Annotated in this window: 23 protein-coding genes; 12 read left to right on the top strand and 11 right to left on the bottom strand. The window is 68.0% G+C overall.

Annotation, left to right across the window (positions count from 1 at the left end; translation table 11 throughout):
* On the bottom strand, window positions 1-525 hold a 525-nt coding region (locus AC04ME_RS18610; RefSeq protein WP_475436520.1), incomplete at its 3' end, for an HTH domain-containing protein.
* 165 nt (window positions 526-690) lie between these two features.
* Between AC04ME_RS18610 and AC04ME_RS18605 the strand changes: the two genes are divergently transcribed.
* From AC04ME_RS18605 to AC04ME_RS18570, 8 genes are all read left to right on the top strand, one after another.
* On the top strand, window positions 691-1,008 hold the full coding sequence (locus AC04ME_RS18605) for a PTS sugar transporter subunit IIB (RefSeq protein ID WP_042536482.1): 318 nt from the start codon (window positions 691-693) through the stop codon (window positions 1,006-1,008).
* Window positions 1,005-1,286: an HPr family phosphocarrier protein gene (locus AC04ME_RS18600; protein ID WP_042536481.1), complete on the top strand. Its 282-nt coding sequence runs from the start codon at window positions 1,005-1,007 to the stop codon at window positions 1,284-1,286. Before AC04ME_RS18605 ends, AC04ME_RS18600 begins: the two co-directional genes overlap by 4 nt.
* 56 nt (window positions 1,287-1,342) lie before the next feature.
* Window positions 1,343-2,968: a phosphoenolpyruvate--protein phosphotransferase gene (gene ptsP, locus AC04ME_RS18595; RefSeq protein ID WP_376708843.1), complete on the top strand. Its 1,626-nt coding sequence runs from the start codon at window positions 1,343-1,345 to the stop codon at window positions 2,966-2,968.
* Window positions 2,965-4,599 carry a PTS mannitol transporter subunit IIBC gene (locus AC04ME_RS18590; protein ID WP_309690003.1) on the top strand — a complete coding sequence of 545 codons (1,635 nt, stop codon included), beginning with the start codon at window positions 2,965-2,967 and terminating at the stop codon, window positions 4,597-4,599. Before ptsP ends, AC04ME_RS18590 begins: the two co-directional genes overlap by 4 nt.
* Window positions 4,600-4,666: 67 nt before the next feature.
* On the top strand, window positions 4,667-5,098 hold the full coding sequence (locus AC04ME_RS18585) for a PTS mannitol transporter subunit IIA (protein WP_341954635.1): 432 nt from the start codon (window positions 4,667-4,669) through the stop codon (window positions 5,096-5,098).
* Complete coding sequence (locus AC04ME_RS18580; protein WP_042536478.1) at window positions 5,098-6,255, top strand: mannitol-1-phosphate 5-dehydrogenase; 1,158 nt, start codon at window positions 5,098-5,100, stop codon at window positions 6,253-6,255. The genes AC04ME_RS18585 and AC04ME_RS18580 overlap by 1 nt, the downstream gene beginning before the upstream one ends.
* A gap of 85 nt (window positions 6,256-6,340) precedes the next feature.
* Window positions 6,341-7,645 carry a flavin-containing monooxygenase gene (locus tag AC04ME_RS18575; protein ID WP_475436518.1) on the top strand — a complete coding sequence of 435 codons (1,305 nt, stop codon included), beginning with the start codon at window positions 6,341-6,343 and terminating at the stop codon, window positions 7,643-7,645.
* A 47-nt stretch (window positions 7,646-7,692) separates the two neighbouring features.
* Complete coding sequence (locus tag AC04ME_RS18570; RefSeq protein WP_475436516.1) at window positions 7,693-8,442, top strand: alpha/beta hydrolase; 750 nt, start codon at window positions 7,693-7,695, stop codon at window positions 8,440-8,442.
* Window positions 8,443-8,475: 33 nt separating this feature from the next.
* On the opposite strand, the gene AC04ME_RS18565 is transcribed toward AC04ME_RS18570, so the two are convergent.
* The 10 genes from AC04ME_RS18565 to AC04ME_RS18520 form a co-directional block, all read right to left on the bottom strand.
* Window positions 8,476-9,333 (bottom strand): carbohydrate kinase family protein, encoded by an 858-nt coding sequence (locus AC04ME_RS18565; protein WP_475436514.1) that lies wholly within the window; start codon window positions 9,331-9,333, stop codon window positions 8,476-8,478.
* Window positions 9,334-9,363: 30 nt separating this feature from the next.
* Window positions 9,364-10,467 carry a polysaccharide deacetylase family protein gene (locus tag AC04ME_RS18560; protein ID WP_309690012.1) on the bottom strand — a complete coding sequence of 368 codons (1,104 nt, stop codon included), beginning with the start codon at window positions 10,465-10,467 and terminating at the stop codon, window positions 9,364-9,366.
* 3 nt (window positions 10,468-10,470) lie between these two features.
* Window positions 10,471-11,586, bottom strand: coding sequence for an adenosine deaminase (locus tag AC04ME_RS18555; RefSeq protein ID WP_309690014.1), 1,116 nt, complete (start codon window positions 11,584-11,586; stop codon window positions 10,471-10,473).
* A gap of 52 nt (window positions 11,587-11,638) precedes the next feature.
* A complete protein-coding gene (locus AC04ME_RS18550; RefSeq protein ID WP_042536472.1) occupies window positions 11,639-12,931 on the bottom strand; it encodes a thymidine phosphorylase in 1,293 nt (430 codons plus the stop codon).
* Window positions 12,928-13,326 carry a cytidine deaminase gene (locus tag AC04ME_RS18545; RefSeq protein ID WP_042536471.1) on the bottom strand — a complete coding sequence of 133 codons (399 nt, stop codon included), beginning with the start codon at window positions 13,324-13,326 and terminating at the stop codon, window positions 12,928-12,930. The genes AC04ME_RS18550 and AC04ME_RS18545 overlap by 4 nt, the downstream gene beginning before the upstream one ends.
* A 7-nt stretch (window positions 13,327-13,333) precedes the next feature.
* Window positions 13,334-14,620 carry an ABC transporter permease gene (locus AC04ME_RS18540; protein WP_042536470.1) on the bottom strand — a complete coding sequence of 429 codons (1,287 nt, stop codon included), beginning with the start codon at window positions 14,618-14,620 and terminating at the stop codon, window positions 13,334-13,336.
* Window positions 14,617-15,936 carry an ABC transporter permease gene (locus tag AC04ME_RS18535; RefSeq protein ID WP_042536469.1) on the bottom strand — a complete coding sequence of 440 codons (1,320 nt, stop codon included), beginning with the start codon at window positions 15,934-15,936 and terminating at the stop codon, window positions 14,617-14,619. Before AC04ME_RS18535 ends, AC04ME_RS18540 begins: the two co-directional genes overlap by 4 nt.
* Window positions 15,933-17,447 carry an ABC transporter ATP-binding protein gene (locus AC04ME_RS18530; protein ID WP_042536468.1) on the bottom strand — a complete coding sequence of 505 codons (1,515 nt, stop codon included), beginning with the start codon at window positions 17,445-17,447 and terminating at the stop codon, window positions 15,933-15,935. Before AC04ME_RS18530 ends, AC04ME_RS18535 begins: the two co-directional genes overlap by 4 nt.
* 161 nt (window positions 17,448-17,608) lie before the next feature.
* Complete coding sequence (locus AC04ME_RS18525) at window positions 17,609-18,721, bottom strand: BMP family lipoprotein (protein ID WP_056373402.1); 1,113 nt, start codon at window positions 18,719-18,721, stop codon at window positions 17,609-17,611.
* Window positions 18,722-18,868: 147 nt separating this feature from the next.
* The gene (locus AC04ME_RS18520; protein WP_042540325.1) at window positions 18,869-19,984 is read right to left on the bottom strand and encodes a mannose-1-phosphate guanylyltransferase; all 1,116 of its coding nucleotides are present in this window, start codon (window positions 19,982-19,984) and stop codon (window positions 18,869-18,871) included.
* A gap of 179 nt (window positions 19,985-20,163) precedes the next feature.
* On the opposite strand from AC04ME_RS18520, the gene sdhC reads away from it, so the two are divergent.
* Genes sdhC through AC04ME_RS18500 form a run of 4 tightly spaced genes read left to right on the top strand, consistent with a single transcriptional unit; the run spans window position 20,164 to window position 23,657 of the window.
* The gene (gene sdhC / locus AC04ME_RS18515) at window positions 20,164-20,598 is read left to right on the top strand and encodes a succinate dehydrogenase, cytochrome b556 subunit (RefSeq protein WP_072591539.1); all 435 of its coding nucleotides are present in this window, start codon (window positions 20,164-20,166) and stop codon (window positions 20,596-20,598) included.
* A complete protein-coding gene (locus tag AC04ME_RS18510; RefSeq protein ID WP_042540324.1) occupies window positions 20,598-21,041 on the top strand; it encodes a succinate dehydrogenase hydrophobic membrane anchor subunit in 444 nt (147 codons plus the stop codon). The genes sdhC and AC04ME_RS18510 overlap by 1 nt, the downstream gene beginning before the upstream one ends.
* A gap of 19 nt (window positions 21,042-21,060) precedes the next feature.
* Window positions 21,061-22,887: a succinate dehydrogenase flavoprotein subunit gene (sdhA, locus tag AC04ME_RS18505; RefSeq protein WP_042540323.1), complete on the top strand. Its 1,827-nt coding sequence runs from the start codon at window positions 21,061-21,063 to the stop codon at window positions 22,885-22,887.
* A 2-nt stretch (window positions 22,888-22,889) separates the two neighbouring features.
* Entirely contained in the window at window positions 22,890-23,657 is a 768-nt protein-coding gene (locus AC04ME_RS18500) for a succinate dehydrogenase iron-sulfur subunit (RefSeq protein WP_042540321.1), read from the top strand.
* Window positions 23,658-23,674: the final 17 nt, after the last annotated feature.

Below are 23,674 nucleotides of genomic sequence, written 5' to 3'. Positions count from 1 at the left end.
GGCGAGCGCTCGCCGGAACGTCTCGGGGTGGAACGACGCGGCGTCCATCTCGTCGTGCGCCAGCCGAGACAGCAGGCGCCGCTGTGCCGCCTCGTTGCCGCGGAGGCGCACGATCTCCCGGTCTCTCTCGAGGGTGAGATCGGTGCCGTCGATCAGAGCGCGCACGCGGGCGAGGTCGGCTTCGAGAGTGGCCTCACTCACGTGCAGCGCCTCGGCCGTGGTGAAGACGTCGACGCCGTCCGGCACATCCAGCAGCGTGCGCACGAGACCGTGCAGGCGGTCGCGCGGAGCGGACTCACCGCTCTGACGGGCGCGCAACGCGTTCCGCGCCCCTGACCCGGCGCGGTACCCGGCCGGGCCCGATTCGACGGCATCCGCCGCTCCGGTCCTCGCATTCAGGGCGGCGACGTACGAGCGGATGCTGCGCGGGGTGACGCCGAGCTGATCCGCGAGGTTCGCTGCCGTCACCCACTTCTCCTGTCGGAGCAGAGACGACAGGAGCTGGTCCTGGCGCTGTCGCGACATGATGCTCCCTCCTCCGTGCCGACTGCACTGTCCTGACGTGACTTCCATGATGTCAGGAAGGCGGGGGGCCCGCTCCGAAACCGATGTTCCGCAGGGGCGGAAAGGAACCTGTTGGCGACCGCACCCCGACTCTTCCCAGACTGTTCTCAGGAAAGGTGAGCATCGATGAAGATCCTCGTGGTGTGCGGCGCCGGTGCGTCGAGCACGTTCGTCGCGCAACGACTCCGCCGTGCGGCCTCGGAAGCGGGCCTCGACTGGGACGCAGCCGCCGGCATGGAGCAGTCCGTCGCCGGCAGCGACCACGACCTCATCCTCATCGGTCCTCATCTCGCCGATCGCCTCGAAGCGATCCGCCGTGCCGCACCCGCTCGGGTGGCAGTGCTCCCCGACGACGTCTTCGCCGACCGGGACGGCACCCGCACGCTCGCGCTGGCGCGGTCGATCGTCGCCGACGCCAGGAACACCCCGAAAGGAACATCATGACCGTCTCCCGCACCGTCCGCATCGGCTCATCCCATGGACTCCACGCCCGTCCGGCGAAGCTGTTCGCGCAGGCCGCCAAGGACTCGGGGATTCCCGTGACCATCGCGAAGGACTCGGGCAAGGCGGTCAACGCGGCCAGCATCCTCGGGGTGATCGCGCTCGCGATCGAGCACGGCGACTACGTCACGCTGACCGCCGAGGGCGACAGCGCCGAAGGCGTGCTCGACACGCTCACCGAGCTGCTCACGACCGACCATGACCAGGACGCCGGAGCGTGAGCGAGCTCAGAGGAGTCGGGATCGGTCTCGGGGTCGCCCAGGGCGTCGTCGTGCGGATGACCGAGGCGCTGCCCGCTCCCGAGAACACCCCCAGCACCCAGGGCATCGATGCTGAGCGCGCACGGGTGCGCGAGGCCGTCGCCGCAGTCGCCCAGGAGCTCACCGCACGCGGTGAGGCGGCCGGCGGCTCGGCGCAGGAGGTGCTCGAAGCGCAGGCGATGATCGCCGAGGACCCGACGCTGCAGGACGAGGTCGACACGCGCATCGACGACGGCGCGACCGCCGAATGGGCCGTGCACGACGCGTTCGCGGGCTTCCGCGCGACGCTCGAAGCCGTCGGGGGCTACCTCGGAGAGCGTGCAGCCGACCTCGATGACATCGCCCAGCGCGTGCTCGCCCGCCTTCGCGGCGTCGATGCGCCAGGGGTCCCCGACCCGGGGCATCCGTTCGTCCTGGTCGCCCGCGACCTCGCCCCGGCGGACACCGCGCTGCTGAACCTCGATCAGGTGCTGGCTCTGGTCACGTTCGACGGCGGACCCACCTCGCACACGGCGATCCTCGCCCGCGAGAAGGGCATCGTCGCGATCGTCGGCGCGGCATCCGCATCCGACCTCGTCACCGGCAGCCATGTCATCGTCGATGCCGCCGCCGGGATCGTGACCGTCGATCCTTCCGACGACGAGAAGACGCGCGCTGAACAGCGCGCAGCCGCCCGCCGCTCGGCGGACGCCGCACCGCTTACCCCCGGCGCCCTCGCCGACGGCACGCTGATCCCGCTGCTGGCGAATCTGGGGAAACCTGCAGACGCATCCGATGCCGTCGAACGCGGGGCCGAGGGCGTCGGGCTGTTCCGCACCGAGTTCCTGTTCCTCTCATCGGCCCAGGCGCCGACCGTCGAGCAGCAGCGCGAGTCGTACCGCGAACTGCTCGCGGCCTTCCCCGGCCAGAAGGTCGTCGTGCGGATGCTGGATGCCGGTGCCGACAAGCCGCTGGCCTTCCTCAACGATGCGCATGAGGAGAACCCCGCGCTCGGTCTGCGCGGACTGCGCGCGCTCCGAGCGAGCGAGGACATCCTGCGCGAGCAGCTGACCGCGCTGGCAGAGGCGGATGCCGCCACCGAGGCCGACCTGTGGGTCATGGCGCCCATGGTCGCGACGGTCGAGGAGACCGAGTACTTCACCGCGCTCGCCCGCGAGTACGGCCTCAAGACCGCCGGCGTCATGGTCGAGATCCCGTCCAGCGCCCTGCTCGCCGACCGGATCCTCGCGCATGCGGACTTCGCATCGATCGGCACGAACGACCTCACGCAGTACACGATGGCCGCCGACCGCATGCTGGGTTCCGTCGCCGGATTCCAGGACCCGTGGCACCCCGCCGTGCTCAGGCTCGTGCGCGAGGTCGGCACAGCAGGAGCCCGCCTCGGCAAACCCGTCGGGATCTGCGGTGAGGCTGCCGCCGACCCGATGCTGGCCGTCGTGCTCGTGGGGCTCGGCGCCACGAGTCTCTCCATGGCGCCGTCAGCCCTCGCAGACGTGCGGCACACCCTGTCGCAGCACACTCTCGACGAAGCCCGCAACTTCGCCGAACTCGCACTGGCGGCCGACGACGCCGCCGGTGCTCGCCTCGCCGTGGCTGACGCCGCGGCATCCCTCCCCCCTCACCAGAAAGAGACGACATCATGACGACGACGTCACCGGCCGCCACGAAGGCAGGCGGCCTCCGAACGGGCGTGCAGCGCTTCGGCACGTTCCTGTCCGGAATGATCATGCCCAACATCGCCGCGTTCATCGCGTGGGGATTCATCACCATGCTGTTCATCCCGAAGGGCTTCTTCGGAGCGGAGAGTCCCTTCGGCTGGCACTGGGCCGGCGTCGCCGAGATCGTCGGAGGCGGTGGCGATTCCGCCGTCTTGGGCTGGCAGGGTGCGATGACCGCGGTCGCCGAGGGCGCCGACGGCAACGTTCTGGCGTATGTCGGCCTGGTAGGCCCCATGGTCACCTACCTGCTCCCGCTCCTCATCGCCAACACCGCAGGCCGCATGGTCTACGGCGAGCGCGGCGGTGTCGTGGCGACGATCGCCACCATGGGTGTCATCGTCGGCACGAACATCCCGATGTTCCTCGGCGCGATGATCATGGGACCGATCGCGGCCTGGATCACCAAGCGCATGGACCGGCTGTGGGACGGCAAGATCCGCCCCGGCTTCGAGATGCTGGTGAACAACTTCTCCGCCGGCATCCTGGGCATGGTCCTGGCGATCCTCGGCTTCTTCGCCTTCGGCCCGGTCATGCTCGGCATCAGTGCGGTGCTCGGCGGCGCCGTCGACTGGCTCGTCTCCCTGAACCTGCTCCCGCTGGTCTCGATCATCGTGGAGCCCGCCAAGGTGCTGTTCCTCAACAACGCCATCAACCACGGTGTGTTCACGCCGCTCGGCATCGAGCAGGCGGCTGAGACCGGAAAGTCGATCCTGTTCCTCATCGAGGCGAACCCCGGTCCCGGCCTCGGCCTGCTGCTCGCCTTCACGTTCTTCGGCGTCGGTGCGGCGAAGGCCTCGGCCCCGGGTGCGGCGATCATCCAGTTCTTCGGAGGCATCCACGAGATCTACTTCCCGTACGCGCTGAGCAAGCCGACCACCATCCTCGCGCTGATCGCAGGTGGCGCGGCCGGTGTCACGACGAACATGGTCCTGGGTGGCGGACTGGCCTTCCCGGCAGCACCCGGCAGCATCATCGCCGTCACGGCGGCGGCCGTCGGAGGCGGTGTCGGCAACCTGCTGGTCGTGTATCTCTCGGTGGTCATCGCCGCCGTCGTGACGTTCCTCATCACCGGCGTCATCCTGCGCGCATCGCGCAAGCGCGACCTCGAGGCCGAGGGAGACAGCTTCGGCGACGCGATCGCACAGACCGAGGCGAACAAGGGCAAGTCCTCCGCCGCGATGGACGCTCTCCGCGCGTCATCCGGCGCGGGTGCTGCCGGCGCAGCCGCCGGTGCGGGCGCGGGTGTCGCCACCGACCGCCGCATCGAGAACATCGTGTTCGCCTGCGACGCCGGCATGGGCTCGTCGGCTATGGGCGCGAGCGTGCTGCGCAACAAGTTCAAGAAGGCAGGGGTCGAGGGCGTCACCGTCACGAACCAGGCCATCGCGAACCTCGACGGCACCGCCGACCTGGTCATCACGCAGCAGCAGCTGACCGACCGGGCGCAGGCGCAGTCGCCGAACTCGATCCACGTGTCGGTCGACAACTTCATGAACTCTCCGAAGTACGAAGAGGTCGTCGAGATGGTGCGCGAGCAGCGCGACTCCGGCGCGTGACAGACCGGGCGGGGCGGGTGCCACGGCATCCGCCCCGCCCCCACATTCTCAGAAAGAAGGAATCACCATGAGCGTTCTCACCCTCGACCAGGTCCGCATCCACGCAGGCTCCAGCACTCAGCAGGAGGCGCTGCAGGAGGCGACTGACATCCTCGTATCCGTCGATGCCGTCACTCCCGCCTACGTCGACGCGATGCGTCAGCGCGAAGAGACCGTCTCGACCTACATGGGCAACGGTCTGGCGATTCCGCACGGCACGAACGACACCAAGGATGCGATCCTCGCCTCGGCTCTCTCGGTCGTGCGCTACGACGGCGGCGTCGACTGGGCCGGTGAGCCCGCGACCTTCGTGATCGGCATCGCCGGACGCGGCGACGAGCACCTCGAGATCCTCTCGCAGATCGCGATCCTCTTCTCCGACGAGGACGACGTCGCCAAGCTGAATGCCGCGCAGACCCCGGACGAGCTGTACGCACTCCTCTCGGCGGTGAACGACTGATGAAGGCCGTCCACTTCGGAGCGGGCAACATCGGCCGCGGTTTCGTCGGCCTGCTGCTGCACGAGGGCGGCTACGAGGTCGTCTTCTCGGACGTCGCCGACGCCCTGGTCGATGCGATCAACGCTGTCGACTCGTACACCGTGCACGAAGCCGGTCCCGGCGGCACCGACCACGTGGTCACGGGCTTCCGCGCCGTGAACAGCAAGACCGACCCGGAGACGGTCGCCGACGAGGTCGCGACCGCCGATGTCGTCACGACTGCCGTCGGGCCGACGGTCCTCCGCTTCGTCGCTCCGACGATCGTGGCAGGGCTCGCCCGCCGCTCGGCCGGCGCCGCACCGCTGCAGGTGATGGCGTGCGAGAACGCGATCGGCGCGACCGACACCCTTCGCGCCGAGATCGAGAAGGCGGCGGGTGTGGATGCCGAAGAGCTGCTCTCCCGCGCGGTGTTCGCGAACACCGCAGTCGACCGCATCGTGCCGGGACAGCCCGCGGACGGCGGAGTGGATGTCACTGTCGAGCCGTACTTCGAGTGGGCGATCGAGTCGGAGGCCTTCGGCGGCGCGTTGCCGAAGATCCCCGGAGCGCATTTCGTCGAGAACCTCGCGCCCTACATCGAGCGCAAGCTCTTCACGGTGAACACCGGGCACGCCGCGACGGCCTACTTCGGCGCTCGTGCCGGCATCGAGCGCATCTCGGACGCGCTGGCGGATCCCGACATCGCCGCTCGCGTGTCGGCTGCACTCGAAGAGACCTCCGCGGTCCTGGTCGCCGAGCACGGCCTCGACCCCGCCGAGCTCGCCCAGTACCGCGCGACGATCCTCGAGCGGTTCCGCAATCCCGCGCTCGTCGACACCGTGCAGCGCGTCGGACGACAGCCGCTGCGCAAGATCTCGCGGCACGAGCGGTTCATCGGCCCCGCGGCGATGGCCGCCGAGCGAGGACTCTCCACCATCGCACTGGTTGGCGCCGTCACCGCCGCGCTCGAGTTCGAATCGCCCGACGACGAACAGGCGGTCGAGATGCAGGAGGCCCTGCGCACCGAAGACGCTCTCGCCTTCACCTCACGCACGACGGGACTGGATCCCGAGCACCCGCTGTTCCCTGCGGTTCGCGACGCCGTCGTCTCGCGTCAGACGGCTCTGAACGCCTCCTGAGCGCCGCTGCACGCATCGCCTGCGCCCTCTGCCGATACGATCGGCGGAGGGCGCAGGTGCGCGCACAGCGAGGTGCGGGAGCAGCATGAACAGATACGCCGTCATCGGCGCGGGGCCGTCAGGACTCGCTGCCGCCCGAGCGCTCACGAGACGTGGGATCGGCGTCGACGGATACGAGGCCGCGGCAGGGGTCGGTGGACTCTGGGACATCGACAACCCGCGCAGCACCATGTACGAGTCGGCGCACCTGATCTCCTCACGTACCACCACCGAATTCACCGAGTTCCCCCTGCGATCGACGGTCGACTACCCGGGCCACCGCGTGCTGCGGCAGTACTTCCGCGACTATGCCGACCACTTCGGGCTCACCGACCGCTTCCGGTTCGAGACGAGGGTCACCCGTCTCGAACCGCAGGGCGGCGGCTGGGACCTCACCAGCGACGGCCCCGAGGGCGAGCACACCAGGTGGTACGCCGGCGTCGTGCTCGCGAACGGCACTCTGGCCGAACCGAACATCCCCGCCTTCCCGGGCACCTTCAGCGGTGAGCTGATGCACACCAGCGCCTACCGGTCCCCCGCCCAGCTCGCGGGCAGGCGCGTGCTCCTGATCGGCGCGGGCAACTCGGGCTGCGACATCGCGGTGGATGCCGTGCATCACGCCGCGTCCGTCGACATGAGTGTGCGTCGCGGCTACTACTTCGTCCCGCGGTATCTCTTCGGTCGCCCGAGCGACACCCTCAACCAGGGTCGTCCGCTGCCCGCACGCATCAAGCAGGCCGTCGACAGCCGCGTGCTGCGGGCATTCACCGGCGACCCGGTGCGCTTCGGCTTCCCGAAGCCCGACTATCGCATCTACGAATCGCATCCGATCGTCAACACCATGATCCTCAACCACCTCGGCCAGGGCGACCTGCGCATCCGCCCGGACATCGACCGGTTCGACGGCTCGACCGTGCGGTTCCGCGACGGCACGGCCGACGACTACGACCTCGTGCTCCTCGCGACCGGCTACACGCTCGACTATCCGTTCGTCGACCGCGCGCACCTGCACTGGCGCGGCGTGGCCCCTCGGCTGTTCCTGAACATCTTCCCCGCCTCGTTCAACGGCCTGTACGTGATGGGAATGATCGAGGCATCCGGCATCGGCTGGCAGGGACGATACGAGCAGGCCGACCTGCTGGCGACCTATCTCGACGCCCTCGAGCACGACCCGGACACCGCGACCCGGTTCCGAGACCGGGTGACCTCGCAGCCGTGGCCCGATGTCACCGGTGGCTATCGCTACCTCGGACTCGACCGCATGGCCTACTACGTCAACAAGGACGCCTACCGCGGTGCCGTCCGCCGCGAGAAGCACGCGCTGGAAGACCAGACGGGGCGGCGGCCCTGATCCTCGCGGCAGAGGCAGTTCACATGCGCAGGCTCTAGCCTTGATCCGTGCAGAAGAACCGTGGCCGTCGTGTCCTGAAAGTGATCGTCTGGGGACTCGTCGCCGTCCTCGTGCTCGGAATCGGCGGCATCGTCGCCTGGAGCCAGATCGGGGTGATGCCCGCCGAGAAGACACCGCTGGCGAGCGTCCGGGAGAACCCGGCGATCCACGTCGACGACGCCGAGCAGGGAATCGTCCTCGCCCCCGCCGACGGCGAGTCCGAGACGGGTCTGGTGTTCATCCCCGGGGCGAAGGTGGACCCGTGGGCGTATGCCGCGATCCTGCAGAGCCTCGCCGAGGAGGGCGTGACGGTCGTGATCACCCGCCCGTGGCTGAACCTCGCGTTCTTCGACCTGCGCGGCCTGGATTCCTTCACGTCGGCGGCTCCCGACATCGACGAGTGGGCGGTCGGAGGTCACTCGCTGGGCGGCGTGCGCGCGTGCCAGCTCGCCGCAGACGCCGATGCGCTCGTGCTGTTCGGGTCGTACTGCTCGAACGATGTCTCCGACACCGACCTCGCAGTGCTGAGCATCTCGGGCAGCGAAGACGGGCTCTCGACGCCCGAGAAGATCGACGCGGCCCGCGACCTGCTCCCCGCCGACGCCGAGATGGTCGAGATCGAGGGCGCATCCCACGCGTCATTCGGCGACTACGGCCCTCAGGCCGGCGACGGGACGCCGACCATCGCGGACGACGAGATGCATGCCGAGGTCGCCGATCTCCTGAACCCCTTCATGGCTGAGCTCTCCCAGGGCTGATCGGCTCTCCGCCCGCGTCCGAGGCCCCCAGTGTCAGACGATCACGGGATCGAGCAGCGGATGCAGGTGCCTGGTGCCGAGCACCCCCGACGCCGTCCGCGCGCCCGCGCGGAGAGCCGACGGCACGTCGGCGCCGGAGAGCCGGGCGTCGAGCACACCGGCGAGGAAGGCGTCGCCGGCGCCGTTCGTGTCGACGATGTCGACGGGCACGGCCGCGACGCGGTGCTCCACGCCGTCTGCATCGATCGCCACAGCGCCCTCCGCGCCGAGCGTGCACACTGCGAGCGACGCTCCCGCCGAGATGCGCGAACGGAGAAACGCCACCGGATCGGCGAGGCGGTCGGCGTTGCAGAACACGATGTCCGCCGCATCGAGGAACGGTGTGTGGAAGTCGGCCTCGCCGTCGTAGTCGTGCACGTCGACCCAGATCGGGCGCCCGGTGGCGCTGGCCGCGGGAAGGAGCCTCAGGGGCTCCGCCGCGAGGTCGAGCACGATCGCATCGGCCTCTCGCATCGCAGAGACCAGAGCAGCGTCATCGGCACCGCCGGTCGCCGAGGGCGACGCGAGATAGAGCGACACGCGCTCGCCGCGACGGGTCATGAGGTTGAGATGGCGCTCCGTGACGTCTCCCTCACCCCACAGGGTGCGCACACCTGCCCGTTCGAGAGCACCCCGCACGCGCTGACCCGGCTCGTCCTCCGCACTCACCGCGTACAGCAGCGTGGGGCGTCCGAGCGCGGTGAGGCTGAGCGCCTTTCCGGCACTCGTGCCGCCGGTCGTCTCCCACGAGTCCTCGGCGAACTGCATGTGGGGCACGGGCTCCGGCAGGCGATCGAGCACGACGATCGAGTTCCACGAGACGGGGCCTGCGATGAAGACGGATGCGGTCATGGCTCCATCCTGCCCCGTGCGGCCGCCTGATCAGCCGATCCGCTTGATCAGCGAGTCCAGACCCATTCCGTAGTCGATGCGCACGACCGGCAGCGCGAGCTTGTCGGTGCCGATCTCGACGTACCCGGGTTCGATGGTGCGGGCCATCTCGAAGCCGGCCTGTGCGACACCCTGCTTCGCGGTGTCGTTGTAGTGCCCGAACGGATACGCGATCACCTCGCGCACCCCGAGCACATCCCCTGAGAGATTCAGGTCGGCCGCGATCTCGTCGGCCGTCCAGTTCGTCATCCGGCCCTTGCCGTTCTCGCCGGCCTGATGCATGTCGTGGGTGTGCGAACGGCGCAGCACGTAGATCGACGGCGGCGGATCCTGCCGGTAGGCCGTGATCATGAACGACGTCGACAGGAGCTTGTTCCGCTCGATCACCGGAACCGCCAGATCGAACCAGGTCTGGTCGGCGTCGTCGTCGGTGATGATCACCGAGCGGGCGGGCAGCGAGAGGCGCCCGTCGATGAACGCGCTGAGCTCGTCCCAGGTCGGAAGATAGAACCCCGTCGTCGCGATGTGAGTCATCTGCGCGTCGAAGTCGCCGATGTACGCGTAGTTGCCGCGCAGCCACCCCGTCTCGCCGTCCGGGTTCGTCGTGAACTGGTGGTACATCAGGATCGGCACCTGCACATCGGCAGCGGCGTTCGCCTCGGGGGTCGTCCACCCGGCGAACAGTTCGGTCTGCTGATCGACGCAGGCGACGGGATCGGCGCCGTTCACCCGCGCGGCGACGGTGTATGCGGCGGCATCCGCCTCGGTGGTGTACCACCCCGCGAACACCCGCCCATCCTGCACGGGGATCGGAAGCGCCGCGTAGAGGGCGTCCTGCCTCTGCAGCATGGGCTCGGCCGGGGCCCCCTCGCCGAAGAAGCTCACCGCGCACGCCAGCGGATCGTCGGCATCGGCGAGCAGCTGCTGAGCGGGTGTCAGCGGACGCTCGATGACGTCCGCACCGGCGCGCGGAACGCTCTCCTCCGGCGCTCGCGTCGACCAGGCGTATGCTGCTGTCGCGCCTGCCGCGAGCACGACGACGGCGCTGATGATCAGTGCGACCCCGATGCGGCGTCGCTTCCCCCCGGAAGCCATGATCTAGATGTCGAATCCGTCGGCAATCATCTCCACGAGCTCTTCGCGCTCCTCGACGGGCAGGAAGGCTGCGGCCGCGGCGTTGAACTGGAAGGTCTCGAGATCGTCGAGGTCGTACTCGAACGTCTCGACGAGGTTGGCGAGCTCGCGCGTGAGAGACGTGGCGCTCATCGTGCGGTTGTCGACGTTCACCGTGACGGCGAAACCGAGCTGGTAGAGCAGGTCGAAGGGATGATCGGCGAGGGTGTCGCCCCACGCAGCGATCGCCCCGGTCTGCAGGTTCGATGACGGCGAGAGCTCGAGCGGGATCTCGCGGTCGCGCACCCAGCGGGCGAGGTCGCCGAACTGCACCTGCACCTCGTCGCCCTCCTGGGTGATCACCTGCAGGTCCTCGGCGATGCGCACGCCGTGGCCGAGGCGCAGAGCTCGCCCATCGATGAGCGCCGAACGGATCGAGGCCGAACCGGCGGCTTCTCCCGCGTGCACCGTGACGGGGAAGAAGTTCTCGGCCAGGTAGTCGAAGGCGGCTCGATGGTTCGAGGCGGGGAATCCGTCCTCCGGGCCGGCGATGTCGAATCCGACGGCCCCGCGTCCGCGGAACCCGACCGCGAGCTCTGCGATCTCGCGAGAGCGGTCGGTGTGACGCATCGCTGTGATCAGCTGGCCGACGCGGATGCTGTGGCCGTCGCGGTCAGCGGCGTCCTCGCCCTCCTCGATGCCCTGCTGCACGGCCTCGACAGCCTGTTCCAGCGAGAGACCGCGGGTGAGGTGCTGTTCGGGCGCCCAGCGCACCTCGCCGTAGATCACTCCGTCGGTCGCGAGGTCCTGCACGAACTCGCGTGCGACGCGGGTCAGCCCCTCCGTCGTCTGCATGACCGCGGTCGTCAGATCGAATGTCTTGAGGTACTCGACCAGAGAACCCGAGTCGCTCTTCTTCGCGATCCACTTGCCGAGAGCGGCCGGGTTCGACTCCGGCACATCGACGCCGATCGCATCCGCCAGTTCGACGATGGTCGACGGGCGCACTGCGCCGTCGAGGTGGTCGTGCAGGGACACCTTGGGCAGGCTGCGCAGAGACGCTCCCTGGATGGTGACATCGCCGTTCGCGTCGATCGACATGGGGATTCCTCTCGGTCGCGGATTCGCTGTGTTCAGGCTAGCGGTCCGCGGATCAGGCCGTGATGCGCTCGCGCACGATCGGACCGGCGGCCGGAGCCTCGTCGCCGATCGCCCATGCGCCCTCGAGGGCCTCGAGCGCGCGAGGGAACCTGGCCTCATCAGCGGCGGAGAGGGTGAACAGCGGCTGGCCGGCCACGACGCGGTCGCCGGGCTTGGCGTGCAGATCGATGCCGGCTTCAAAGATGACCGGGTCCTCGGCCCGCGCGCGTCCTGCACCGAGACGCCACGCCGCGATGCCGAACGGCAGCGCGTCCATCTGAGACACCACGCCGTCGGCGGGAGCGGTGACCACGTGCGTCTCGCGTGCCGTCGGCAGCGGTGCGTCGGGGTCGCCGTCCTGCGCGCGGATCATGGCCTTCCAGCCGTCCATCGCACGTCCGTCGTCGAGAGCGGCCTCGACATCGGCATCCGGCTGTCCTGCGAGCGCGAGCATCTCGCGCGCCAGGGCGATCGTCAGTTCGCGGACGTCGGAGGGGCCTCCGCCTGCCAGCACCTCGACGGACTCGCGAACCTCGTTGGCGTTGCCGATCGCTCGCCCGAGGGGCACGTTCATGTCGGTGAGCAGTGCCGTCGTGGCGACGCCGGAGTCGGTTCCGAGGGCGACCATCGTGCGCGCGAGTTCGCGTGCCCGATCGATGTCCTGCATGAACGCGCCCGAGCCGAACTTCACGTCGAGCACCAGCGCGTCCGTGCCTTCGGCGATCTTCTTCGACATGATGCTCGACGCGATCAGCGGGATCGCCTCGACCGTGCCGGTGACATCGCGCAGCGCATAGAGCTTCTTGTCTGCGGGAGCGAGACCCGAACCTGCGGCGCAGATCACCGCGCCCACATCGCCCTGCATCTGCGCGAAGATCTCTTCATTGCTGAGCGCGGCACGCCAGCCGGGGATCGACTCGAGCTTGTCGAGCGTGCCGCCGGTGTGGCCGAGTCCTCGGCCGGAGAGCTGCGGCACCGCCACGCCGAACACCGCGACCAACGGTGCGAGCGGCAGGGTGATCTTGTCGCCCACTCCTCCGGTCGAGTGCTTGTCGACCGTCTTCTTGCCGAGGGTCGCGAAGCTCATCCGCTCCCCCGAGGCGATCATGGCGTCGGTGAGCACGCGGATCTCGTCACGCTCCATGCCGCGCTGGAAGACGGCCATCGCGAACGAGGCCATCTGCGCGTCCGACACGTAGCCGCGCGTATAGGCGTCGACCATCCAGCGCAGTGCCTTCTCTGGCACGGCACCTCCGTCACGCTTGGCACGGATCACATCGACGGCGTCGAAGGGTTCAACGCTCATCGGGCGTCCTCCAGGTCTCGGGGGCCGAACGCATCCGGCAGCACTTCATCGATGGTCCGGATGCCGGAGACGGTCTCCAGCAGCATCCCGGGCATCGCGTGCTCGTAGAGCAGTTGGCGGCAGCGGCCGCACGGCATGATCGTCTGTCCGTCGTTGTTCACGCACACGAAGGCGACGAGCTGGCCGCCACCGGACATGTGCAGGTCACCCACCAGCGCGCACTCGGCGCACAGGGTCACCCCGTACGACGCGTTCTCGACGTTGCAGCCCGCGACGATGCGACCGTCGCCGACGAGGGCGGCGGCTCCCACGCGGTACCGCGAGTACGGCGCATAGGCCTTCGTCATGGCGTCTGTCGCGACCTGGCGAAGCTCGTCCCAGTCGATGTCGGTCATGTCTCTCCTAGGACTTTATGTACGGCTTGCCGCTGGCCGCCGGCCCGCGGATCTGACCGGCGAAACCGGCGACCGCGAGAAGCGTCACGACATACGGGAGCATCAGCATGAACTCGCCGGGGATCGGTGTCTTGAGGATCGACAGCAGGTTCTGCAGGTTCGTCGCGAAGCCGAAGAGCAGGGCCGCGAGCGTCGCGCGGATCGGATCCCAGCGTCCGAAGATCACGGCGGCGAGGGCGATGAAGCCGAGACCGGCCGTCATGTCCTTGCCGAACTGCGGCACCGAGACGAGCGTGAAGTACGCGCCGCCGATGCCGGCGATCGCGCCCGCGAGCAGGACGTTCCAGAACCGCGTCGAGTTGACCTTGATGCCGACCGTGTCCGCCGCCTGCGGGTGCTCGCCGACGGCGCGGACCCGGAGCCCCCACTTCGTGCGGTACAGGCCCCAGGCGACGATGGCGACGGTGATGAACATGAGATAGACGATGAACGTCTGGTTGAAGAGCACCGGACCGATGATGGGGATGTCGCTGAGCAGCGGGATCTCGATGCGGCTGAAGCGCACCGGGGTGTTGAGCTCGGCCTCGTTCGGTGCGAGCAGCGCGCCGTAGAGGAACCCGGTGAGACCGCTGACGAGCACGTTGAGCACCACGCCGACGATGACCTGCTCGACGAGGTACTTGATCGCGAACGCGGCCAGCACGGCGGCGACGAGCACGCCGCCGAGCATCGCACCCAGCAGTCCGATGAACGGGCTGCCKGTGACGCTCGAGAGCAGCGCGGCCGAGAACGCGCCGAGGAGCAGCTGGCCTTCGATCGCGACGTTGACCACGCCCGCCCGCTCGCCGATGACGCCGCCGAGGGCGCCGAACACGAGGGGAACGGAGAGGGAGACGGCTCCGAAGAGCAGGCTGCTGACGGGAACGAGGCCACCGGCGCCCGCCCACACGAGGAACCCGAAGACGGCGATCACGCTGAAGGCGATCACCAGCCAGATCGACGGCTTGCGGTACGTCCACGCCCGCAGGAACGCGAGCACCGACAGCAGCGCGAGGATCACGATGACGACCCAGCTGGTCGGCCCGGTCGGAAGCGCCACGTCGGGCAGCGCGAACGGCGACGACGGGTCGTTGAGGCGGAAGCTGCTGGTGCCGCTGCGTGGCACGAGCAGGAAGAGGAGCGCCAGCAGCACGGTGGCTGCGGCGAGGACGATCGGCGCTTTCAGGTGCCGCTCGCGCACGGTGGCGAGCTGCACGGTTCCGTCGGCGGCTTCGCTCTGGACGAGGGAGGTCATGCGGTCACCGCCTTCTTCGTGGCTTTGGCTCTCGCCTTGGCCGCCTTCTCGAGGTCGGACTTCGGCAGGAAGAACACTGCGCGCAGCAGAGGCGGCGCGGCGATGAACAGCACGACGAGCGACTGCACGACGAGCACGATGTCGACCGGGATGTCCTGCGCCTGCATCGAGAACGAGCCCGCCTTCAGGGCGCCGAACAGGATGCCCGCCGCGAAGGTGCCCCATGCACGGCTGCGGCCGAGCAGGGCGACGGTGATCGCGTCGAAGCCGATCCCGGCGTCGATCGTCTCGGTGATACCGGTCGTGACCGCACCCTGCACCTGGTTCATGCCGGCCAGACCGGCGAGAGCACCGGCCAGGAGCATCGCGTAGACGTAGACGCGCTGCACGCTGATTCCGGCCGCGCGCGCGGCGTGCGGGTTCTCACCCACGGCGCGCATCCGCATTCCGAGCGACGAGCGCTCGATCAGCCACCAGACGAAGAGGGTCGCGATGATCACGATCACGAACCCGAGGTCGAGCAGCGGGAACTGCGGCCCGAGGAGCTCGGGGAACTGCGCGCTCTCAGGGGTGGCGTAGCCGAGGGCCTGGTTCGTGCCGGGCTTCTGCAGCAGACCGGGTGTGCGGATCATCCACAGCAGCAGGTAGTACGCCACGTAGTTGAGCATGATCGTGAGGATGACCTCGTGGGCGCCCGTGCGCGCCTTGAGCAGACCGGCGATCGCGCCCCACAGCGCTCCGCCGGCGATGCCGGCGATCAGGGTGACCGGGATGTGCAGCCAGAACGGCAGGTCGAGCTGGAAGGTGAGGAGACCAGCGGCCGCCACGCCGATGAGCATCTGACCGCGCGCACCGATGTTGAACAGGCCGACGCGGAAGGCGAGGGCGACGCCGAGACCGGCGGCGATCAGGGGCGCCGCGAAGCCCAGCGTGTTGGTCAACGGGCGGATCTGCGCCGCGAAGTCCGCACCGCGTGCGTTGAAGATCGCTCCGCGGAAGAGCGCCTCGTAGCCGTTGTAGACCGCGTTCCAGATCGCGGCGAAGGTGTCGCTCGGACGCTGGAAGAAGTAGCCGGATGCCTCCAGCACGTCCTCGTTGGTGAAGGCGATCAGGATGCCGCCGACGACCAGAGCCAGGAAGATCGCGAGGATCGTCGTGACGGCGCTGCCGCGGAGCATCTCCTTCAGGATCACGTTGCCGCGCGGGGGCGGCGGAACCTCGCCCGTATCGCGCGGCGTCGTGGTCGTGTTCACCGAGAGCTGATCGGCGGAACCCCGTCCCACCGAGTCGCTCCCGTGTGGCGTCGTACCGCTCATGCGGCCACCTCTCCCTCGGCGGCGCCCGCCATCATCAGTCCCAGCGTCTCGCGCGGGGTGTCGCCGGGAACGATCCCGACGATCGTGCCTCTGTACATGACGGCGATGCGGTCGGCGAGAGCCGCCACCTCGTCGAGCTCGGTCGAGACGACCACGACGGGGATGCCCGCGTCTCTGGTCTCGATGATCCGTTTGTGGATGAACTCGATGGAGCCGACGTCGACTCCACGGGTCGGCTGCGCGGCGACGAGCAGTTTGAGCTCGCGGCTCATCTCGCGGGCGATCACGACCTTCTGCTGGTTTCCTCCTGAGAGGGTGCCTGCCGCGGTGTGCGGGCCCTGCGTGCGGATGTCGTACTCGCTGATCCGTGCGCGGGCGAAGTCCTCGAGCGCCGATCGCCGGATGGTCCCGCCCCGGCTGAACTCCTCGTCGCCTGTGCGGTCGAGGATCAAGTTCTCCGCGACAGAGAAGCCTGCGACGAGTCCATCCTCGGTGCGGTCCTCGGGCACGAAGCCGACACCCGCGTCGAGGATCGCTCGCACGCTCTTGCCGACCAGTTCGGTGCCTCCGAGGGTGATCGATCCTTCGACCCTGGCCGCGAGGCCGACGATGGCCTCGACCAGCTCGGTCTGCCCGTTGCCCTGCACTCCGGCCACGGCGAGCACTTCGCCAGGGCGCACGGAGAAGTCGATGCCGTCGACGACGATCGCCCCCGCGGAGGTGAGCACGCGCAGTCCCTTGACCTCGAGGCCGCCCTCGCCGAGGCGCGGCGGGTCCTTGTGCACGGTGAGCTCGACCGCACGTCCGACCATCAGAGAGGCCAGCTCGGCGTTGGTCGCCGTGGGCGATGCCTCGCCGACGATGCGGCCGAGGCGGACGATCGTGATCGTGTCCGCGACCTCGCGCACCTCACGCAGCTTGTGGGTGATGAAGACGATCGCGGTGCCCTCGTCCCGCAGCTGGCGCATGATGCCCATCAGCTCGTCGGTCTCCTGCGGCGTGAGCACAGCGGTGGGCTCGTCGAAGACCAGGACCTTGGCATCGCGCGAGAGCGCCTTGATGATCTCGACCCGCTGCTGCACGCCGACGGGGAGGTCGCCGACGATGGCGTCAGGGTCGATGTCGAAGCCGAAGCGGGCGGCGACGGAGCGGACGTGCTCACGCGCCTTCGTGATGTCGAGGGTGCCCAGGCCCTTGGTCTGCTCGTGGCCGAGCATGACGTTCTCCGCCACCGTGAACACGGGGACGAGCATGAAGTGCTGATGCACCATTCCGATGCCGGCGTTCATCGCGTCGCCGGGGCCGCGGAACCGCTGGACGACGTCGTCTAGGAGGATCTCGCCCTCGTCGGCCTGATACAGCCCGTAGAGGACGTTCATCAGAGTGGACTTGCCTGCACCGTTCTCGCCGAGCAGCGCATGGATCTGCCCCGGCTCGACGACCAGGTCGATGTGGTCGTTGGCCACCAGGGTTCCGAACCGCTTGGTGATACCGCGAAGTTCGAGCTTCATATCTGCACCTTATCCAGAAGTGTCATCCAGAAGAGTCCGAAGAATCTCCGGCGCATCGCACGGGGATCGCCCGGATGCGCCGCGAACAGTCGTCATCGTCCGTCCACGGCGCGGGGCGAGTGGCCGCTTGCACCACTCGCCCCGCCATGGATGTGAACTGCTTACGGGGAGTTCTCCGACTCCACCGTGATGTCACCCGAGATGATCTGCTCCTGCAGAGCCGAGATCTCATCGAGCAGCCCGTCGGGCAGGTCGCCCTCGAAGGCACCGAAGCCCGAGAGCTTGACGCCCTCGTTCTCGAGCGTGCCGATGTAGGGAGCCGGGTCGAAGTCACCCTCGGATGCGGCGACGGTCGCGTCCTCGACGGCGACGTCGATGGCCTTCATGATCGAGAAGAGGGTGACATCGGCCACGCTCTCATCGGCCACCGCGAGGTCGCTGTCGACGCCGACCAGCAGCGTGTCCTTGCCGCTGTCGGCGATGGCCGCCGCAGCGCTCTGGTAGATCGGTCCACCGACCGGGAGGATCACGTCGACGCCCTGGTCGAGCACGCCCTGAGCGGTCTGCTTGGCGGTGTCGTTCGCGTCGAAGCCGCCGGTGAAGGAGCCCTTCTGCGTGGCGGCGTCCCAGCCGAAGACCTCGACGGCGCCCGACTTGTCCTCGTTGTACTTCTCGACGCCGAGCTGGAAGCCGTCCATGAACACGGCGACCGACGGGATCTGCATTCCGCCGAAGGTGCCGACCTTGTTCACGCCCGATGCAGCAGACCAGCCGGCGGCGGCGTAGCCACCGAGGTAGGCGGCCTGAGCCGTGTCGAAGACGAGGGGCTTGATGTTGGGAGCATCAGTGGTGCCGTCGAAGTCGTTGTCGGCATAGTCGTCGATGATCGCGTAGTCGATCTCGGGGTTGGCGAGAGCGGACTCGACGGTCGCGGCGGAGAGCTTGAAGCCGACTGCGACGATGAGCGAGCAGCCCTCCGAGACAGCGGTCTCGAGGTTGGGCGCGTAGTCGTTGTCGTTGGCGGACTCGAACTCGATCGGCTTGACGCCGAGAGTCTCCGCTGCGCGGTCCATGCCCTCCTTGGCGGACTGGTTGAACGACTTGTCGTTCCAGCCGCCCGCGTCCGAGACGAGGCAGGGGATGAAGTCGGAGTCAGCCTCGCCGCCGCCGGTGCCGCCCGATTCGGTGGGAGCCTGGCCGCAGCCGGCAAGTGCGAAGACGACGCCAGCGGCGATGGTCGCGCCGAGCAGCTTCTTGGTGGTGGAGATGGTCAACTCATGCCTCCTGAACGGTGCCGCGGCCCTCGCGGATCGCTCAAAGTTACCTAGTGTTTCGACTTTTGTGCATGCACGAGGGCGAAGCGCTGGCGAATGGTTACAAACCTGAAACCAAGACAGCCGATGAGCGACGGTGCGTGCTCATCAGAGCACGTCGCTCCGCCCCGTCAGCTTCAGGGACTCGACGACACCCTTCACCCGCTGCGCATGTTCTATCGTCGTGACGAGCAGAGCGTCTGGCGTGTCGACCACCACGATGTCCTTCACGCCGATCAGGCTGATCACGCGAGAGGTCTGACTGACCAGGATCCCGCTGGCAGCATCCGACAGCACCCGGGCTTTCGGCCCGAGCACGGCGAGGTCGTTCTTCCGACCGTTGTTGATGAGCTTGGTGAGGGAGGCGAAGTCCCCCACGTCGTCCCAGTCGAAGTGCCCGGGCACGACCGCGAGGCGTCCGCGTCGCGCAGCCGGCTCAGCCACCGCGTAGTCGATCGCGATCTTCTTCAGCCCGGGCCAGATCCGATCCACGGCGGGGCCGCGGCGCTCACGGTCGTCCCATGCCTCGGCGAGCTCGAGCAGCCCGGCGTGCAGGGCCGGCTCGTTCGCGGCGAGCTCATCGAGCAGCACGCTCGCCTTGGCGATGAACATTCCGGCGTTCCAGAGGTAGCCGCGGTCGGCGAAGTAGGCCTTGGCGGTCTCGAGGTCGGGCTTCTCGACGAAGCTCTCGACCAGGGCGGCCTCGCGCGCCCCTTCGACGAGGAGCTCCGCGCCCCTCTTGATGTAGCCGAAGCCGATCGCGGGCTCGGTCGGAGAGATGCCGATCGTGCAGATGTATCCCTCGCGCGCGACCTCGACGGCGTCGCGGACGGCGAACTCGAACACACGCGTGCTGCGGATGACGTGGTCGGCGCTGAACGAGCCGATGATCACGTCGGGGTCTCTCCGATGCAGGACTGCGGCCGCCAACCCGATCGCCGCCGCGGACTCGCGCGGCTCCGACTCCAGGAACACATTCAGATCCGGTATTCCGGGCAGCTCCGCCTCCACCGCCGCGCGGTGGGCCCGGCCGGTGACCACGGCGATCCGGTCGGCCCCGGCCAAGGGCTCCAGCCTGTCCCACGTGTCGCGCAGCAGGGAGTGCCCGGAACCCGTGAGATCGTGCAGGAACTTCGGCGCGTCCGCTCGGGAGAGAGGCCAGAGTCGGCTGCCGATTCCGCCGGCAGGGATCACGGCGTAGAAGTTCTCGATGGGTTGGCTCACCTTGCCAGGGTATCCCCACGGAAAGTCTCGACATCGAGACACTTAGGCTCCCCTTCGTCGCCCGCAGTCGTCTCACGGGAATAGGATGGTGTCCGATCGGCCGTGCCTGATGACAGCAGGCTCACGCTTGGAAGACGCACTGCACGCGACCGAGTCACTTCGATCCAGGGAGGACGACCGTGTCCACAAGCGCTCGCTTGACACCGTCGATTTCGGAAACCACTTCCAAGACGCCACGCGGCACCCTCTACCGGGGTCGCGAAGGCATGTGGTCGTGGGTGCTTCACCGCATCACCGGAGTCGCCATCTTCTTCTTCCTGTTGGTGCATGTGCTCGACACTGCACTCATCAGGGTCTCCCCCGAGGCGTACAACGCCGTCATCGGCACGTACAAGAACCCGATCATGGCGCTCGGCGAGGTCGTGCTGGTGGCAGGCATCGTGTTCCACGCGATGAACGGCCTCCGCATCATCGCCGTCGACTTCTGGTCCAAGGGTGCCAAGTACCAGCGCCAGCTGTTCTGGGGCGTGCTTCTTGTGTGGGGCATCATCATGGCGGGCTTCGTGCCTCGTCACCTGATGCTCGCGTTCGCCGGCTTCGGAGGAGGACACTGATGACCGCTCAGACCGTCGCAGCCCCTGTCCGCCGTCAGCGCGGATTCAACCTCGAGAAGTGGGGCTGGCTCTTCATGCGCGCCTCCGGCCTCGTGCTCGTCGTGCTCATCTTCGGGCACCTGTTCATCAACCTGATGGTCGGCGAGGGCATCCACGCCCTGGACTTCGCGTTCATCGCCGGAAAGTTCGCCACGCCGTTCTGGCAGTGGTGGGACGTCCTCATGCTCTGGCTCGCGCTGATCCACGGCGCCAACGGCATGCGCACGATCGTCAACGACTACGTGACGAACAACACCGCTCGCAAGGCGCTGATCTGGGCCCTCGGCCTGGCCGCAGCCCTGCTCATCATCCTCGGCACCCTGGTCGTCTTCACGTTCGACCCGTGCCTCGGCGTGACCGAGTCGAGCACACTGTGGGAACAGTGCCAGACGCTGGGCAAGTAGAAGAGAAGGCATACGAGAAGTGACTACCGAGACCCAGGATTCCGTCGTGCGCGACGGCGTGCACTACCACCAGTTCGACATCGTGATCGTGGGCGCCGGCGGCGCCGGCATGCGAGCGGCCATCGAGGCAGGCTCCGGCGCGAAGACCGCGGTCATCTCCAAGCTCTACCCGACGCGGTCGCACACCGGTGCGGCGCAGGGCGGGATGGCGGCTGCGCTCGCGAACGTCGAAGAGGACAGCTGGGAGTGGCACACCTTCGACACCGTCAAGGGCGGCGACTACCTGGTCGACCAGGATGCAGCGGAGATCCTCGCCAAAGAGGCCATCGACGCGGTCATCGACCTCGAGAACATGGGTCTCCCCTTCAACCGCACGCCCGAGGGCAAGATCGACCAGCGTCGATTCGGCGGCCACACCGCCGAGCACGGCAAGACCCCGGTGCGCCGCGCATGCTACGCCGCCGACCGCACCGGTCACATGATCCTGCAGACGCTGTTCCAGAACTGCGTCAAGCTCGGCATCAACTTCTTCAACGAGTTCTACGTCCTCGACCTGCTCACGGTGAAGGACGCCGACGGCAAGACCCAGATCTCGGGCGTCGTCGCATACGACCTCTCGACCGGTGAGCTGCACGTGTTCCAGGCCAAGGCCGTGATCTTCGCGACCGGCGGCTTCGGCAAGATCTTCAAGACGACCTCGAACGCGCACACCCTCACGGGTGACGGTGTCGGCATCGTCTGGCGAAAGGGCCTCCCCCTCGAGGACCTCGAGTTCTTCCAGTTCCACCCGACCGGACTGGCCGGACTCGGCATCCTCCTCACCGAGGGCGCCCGCGGCGAGGGAGCCATTCTGCGCAACGCCTCGGGCGAGCGCTTCATGGAGCGCTATGCCCCGACGATCAAGGACCTCGCACCTCGCGACATCGTCGCCCGCTGCATGGTGCAGGAGGTGGCCGAAGGCCGCGGCGCCGGTCCTCACAAGGACTACGTGCTGCTGGACTGCACTCACCTGGGTGCCGAGGTTCTCGAGACCAAGCTGCCCGACATCACCGAGTTCGCCCGCACGTACCTGGGTGTCGACCCGGTCGTCGAGCCCGTGCCGGTGATGCCGACGGCCCACTACGCGATGGGCGGCATCCCCACGAACAACGACGCAGAGGTTCTCGCCGACAACACCACCGTCGTCCCGGGTCTCTACGCCGCCGGCGAGTGCGCCTGCGTCTCGGTGCACGGCGCCAACCGTCTCGGCACCAACTCGCTGCTCGACATCAACGTGTTCGGCAAGCGCGCAGGCCGCAATGCGGTGGAGTACGTCAAGACCGCCGAATTCGTGCCGCTTCCGGAGAACCCCGCCGGGTTCGTCTCCGGGATGCTCGAGGGCCTGCGCAACAACCAGGGCACCGAGCGCATCGCCGTGCTCCGCAAGGCGCTGCAGGACGAGATGGACAAGGGCGCGCAGGTCTTCCGCACGCACGAGTCGCTCGAGCACGTGCTCGGCGTCATCAAGGAACTGCGCGACCGCTACATGAACGTGCACGTCGACGACAAGGGCAAGCGGTTCAACACCGACCTGCTCGAGGCCGTCGAGCTGGGCTTCCTGCTCGACATCGCCGAGGTCGTCGTCTATGCCGCGCAGAACCGTGAGGAGAGCCGGGGCGGCCACATGCGCGACGACTTCCCCACCCGCAACGACGAGAAGTACATGCAGCACACGATGGCCTATCTCACGGGCGATCCGCACTCCTCCACTCCGAGCGATCACATCAAGCTCGACTGGAAGCCGGTCGTGTTCACGAAGAACGAGCAGGGCGAGTTGAACTACCCGCCGATGGAGAGGAAGTACTGAGCATGTCGAACGCCATCGCCGAAGCTCCCGCAGACACGACGCAGGACACGGGCATCCAGTCGTTCATCGTCACGTTCAACATCCGTCGATTCGACCCCGAGATCGACTCCGAGCCGCACTGGGTCGACTACGACGTGGAGCTGTACTCGACCGACCGCGTCCTCGACGCCCTGCACAAGATCAAGTGGGAGGTCGACGGCTCGCTCACGTTCCGCCGCTCGTGCGCCCACGGCATCTGCGGCTCTGACGCGATGCGCATCAACGGCCGCAACCGCCTGGCGTGCAAGACGCTGATCAAGGACCTCGACATCTCGAAGCCGATCTACGTCGAGGCGATCAAGGGCCTGCCGCTCGAGAAGGACCTCGTCGTCGACATGGAGCCGTTCTTCGCGTCGTACCGCGAGGTGCAGCCGTTCCTCGTCGCGAACTCGGTGCCGGAGAAGGGCAAGGAGCGGGTCCAGTCGATCGCGGATCGCGAGATCTTCGACGACACGACCAAGTGCATCCTCTGCGCCGCGTGCACCTCGTCGTGCCCCGTCTTCTGGACCGACGGTCAGTACTTCGGACCCGCGGCGATCGTGAACGCGCACCGCTTCATCTTCGACTCCCGCGACGACAACGCTGCGGTCCGTCTCGACATCCTCAACGACAAGGAAGGCGTCTGGCGCTGCCGCACGACCTTCAACTGCTCCGAGGCCTGCCCCCGCGGCATCGAGGTCACCAAGGCCATCGCCGAGGTCAAGCAGGCAGTGCTTCGCGGTCGTCCCTGACTCTCGCGCGCTGACGA

The sequence above is a fragment of the Microbacterium sp. LjRoot205 genome, assembly GCF_056175745.1.
This window is presented reverse-complemented; position numbering and strand designations above follow the sequence as displayed.

Coding starts and splice junctions, on each gene's coding strand:
- AC04ME_RS18605 (WP_042536482.1), top strand. CDS start 691: ATGAAGATCCTCGTGGTGTGCGGCGCCGGTGCGTCGAGCACGTTCGTC.
- AC04ME_RS18600 (WP_042536481.1), top strand. CDS start 1,005: ATGACCGTCTCCCGCACCGTCCGCATCGGCTCATCCCATGGACTCCAC.
- ptsP (WP_376708843.1), top strand. CDS start 1,343: ATGACCGAGGCGCTGCCCGCTCCCGAGAACACCCCCAGCACCCAGGGC.
- AC04ME_RS18590 (WP_309690003.1), top strand. CDS start 2,965: ATGACGACGACGTCACCGGCCGCCACGAAGGCAGGCGGCCTCCGAACG.
- AC04ME_RS18585 (WP_341954635.1), top strand. CDS start 4,667: ATGAGCGTTCTCACCCTCGACCAGGTCCGCATCCACGCAGGCTCCAGC.
- AC04ME_RS18580 (WP_042536478.1), top strand. CDS start 5,098: ATGAAGGCCGTCCACTTCGGAGCGGGCAACATCGGCCGCGGTTTCGTC.
- AC04ME_RS18575 (WP_475436518.1), top strand. CDS start 6,341: ATGAACAGATACGCCGTCATCGGCGCGGGGCCGTCAGGACTCGCTGCC.
- AC04ME_RS18565 (WP_475436514.1), bottom strand. CDS start 9,333: ATGACCGCATCCGTCTTCATCGCAGGCCCCGTCTCGTGGAACTCGATC.
- AC04ME_RS18560 (WP_309690012.1), bottom strand. CDS start 10,467: ATGGCTTCCGGGGGGAAGCGACGCCGCATCGGGGTCGCACTGATCATC.
- AC04ME_RS18555 (WP_309690014.1), bottom strand. CDS start 11,586: ATGTCGATCGACGCGAACGGCGATGTCACCATCCAGGGAGCGTCTCTG.
- AC04ME_RS18550 (WP_042536472.1), bottom strand. CDS start 12,931: ATGAGCGTTGAACCCTTCGACGCCGTCGATGTGATCCGTGCCAAGCGT.
- AC04ME_RS18545 (WP_042536471.1), bottom strand. CDS start 13,326: ATGACCGACATCGACTGGGACGAGCTTCGCCAGGTCGCGACAGACGCC.
- AC04ME_RS18535 (WP_042536469.1), bottom strand. CDS start 15,936: ATGAGCGGTACGACGCCACACGGGAGCGACTCGGTGGGACGGGGTTCC.
- AC04ME_RS18530 (WP_042536468.1), bottom strand. CDS start 17,447: ATGAAGCTCGAACTTCGCGGTATCACCAAGCGGTTCGGAACCCTGGTG.
- AC04ME_RS18510 (WP_042540324.1), top strand. CDS start 20,598: ATGACCGCTCAGACCGTCGCAGCCCCTGTCCGCCGTCAGCGCGGATTC.
- AC04ME_RS18500 (WP_042540321.1), top strand. CDS start 22,890: ATGTCGAACGCCATCGCCGAAGCTCCCGCAGACACGACGCAGGACACG.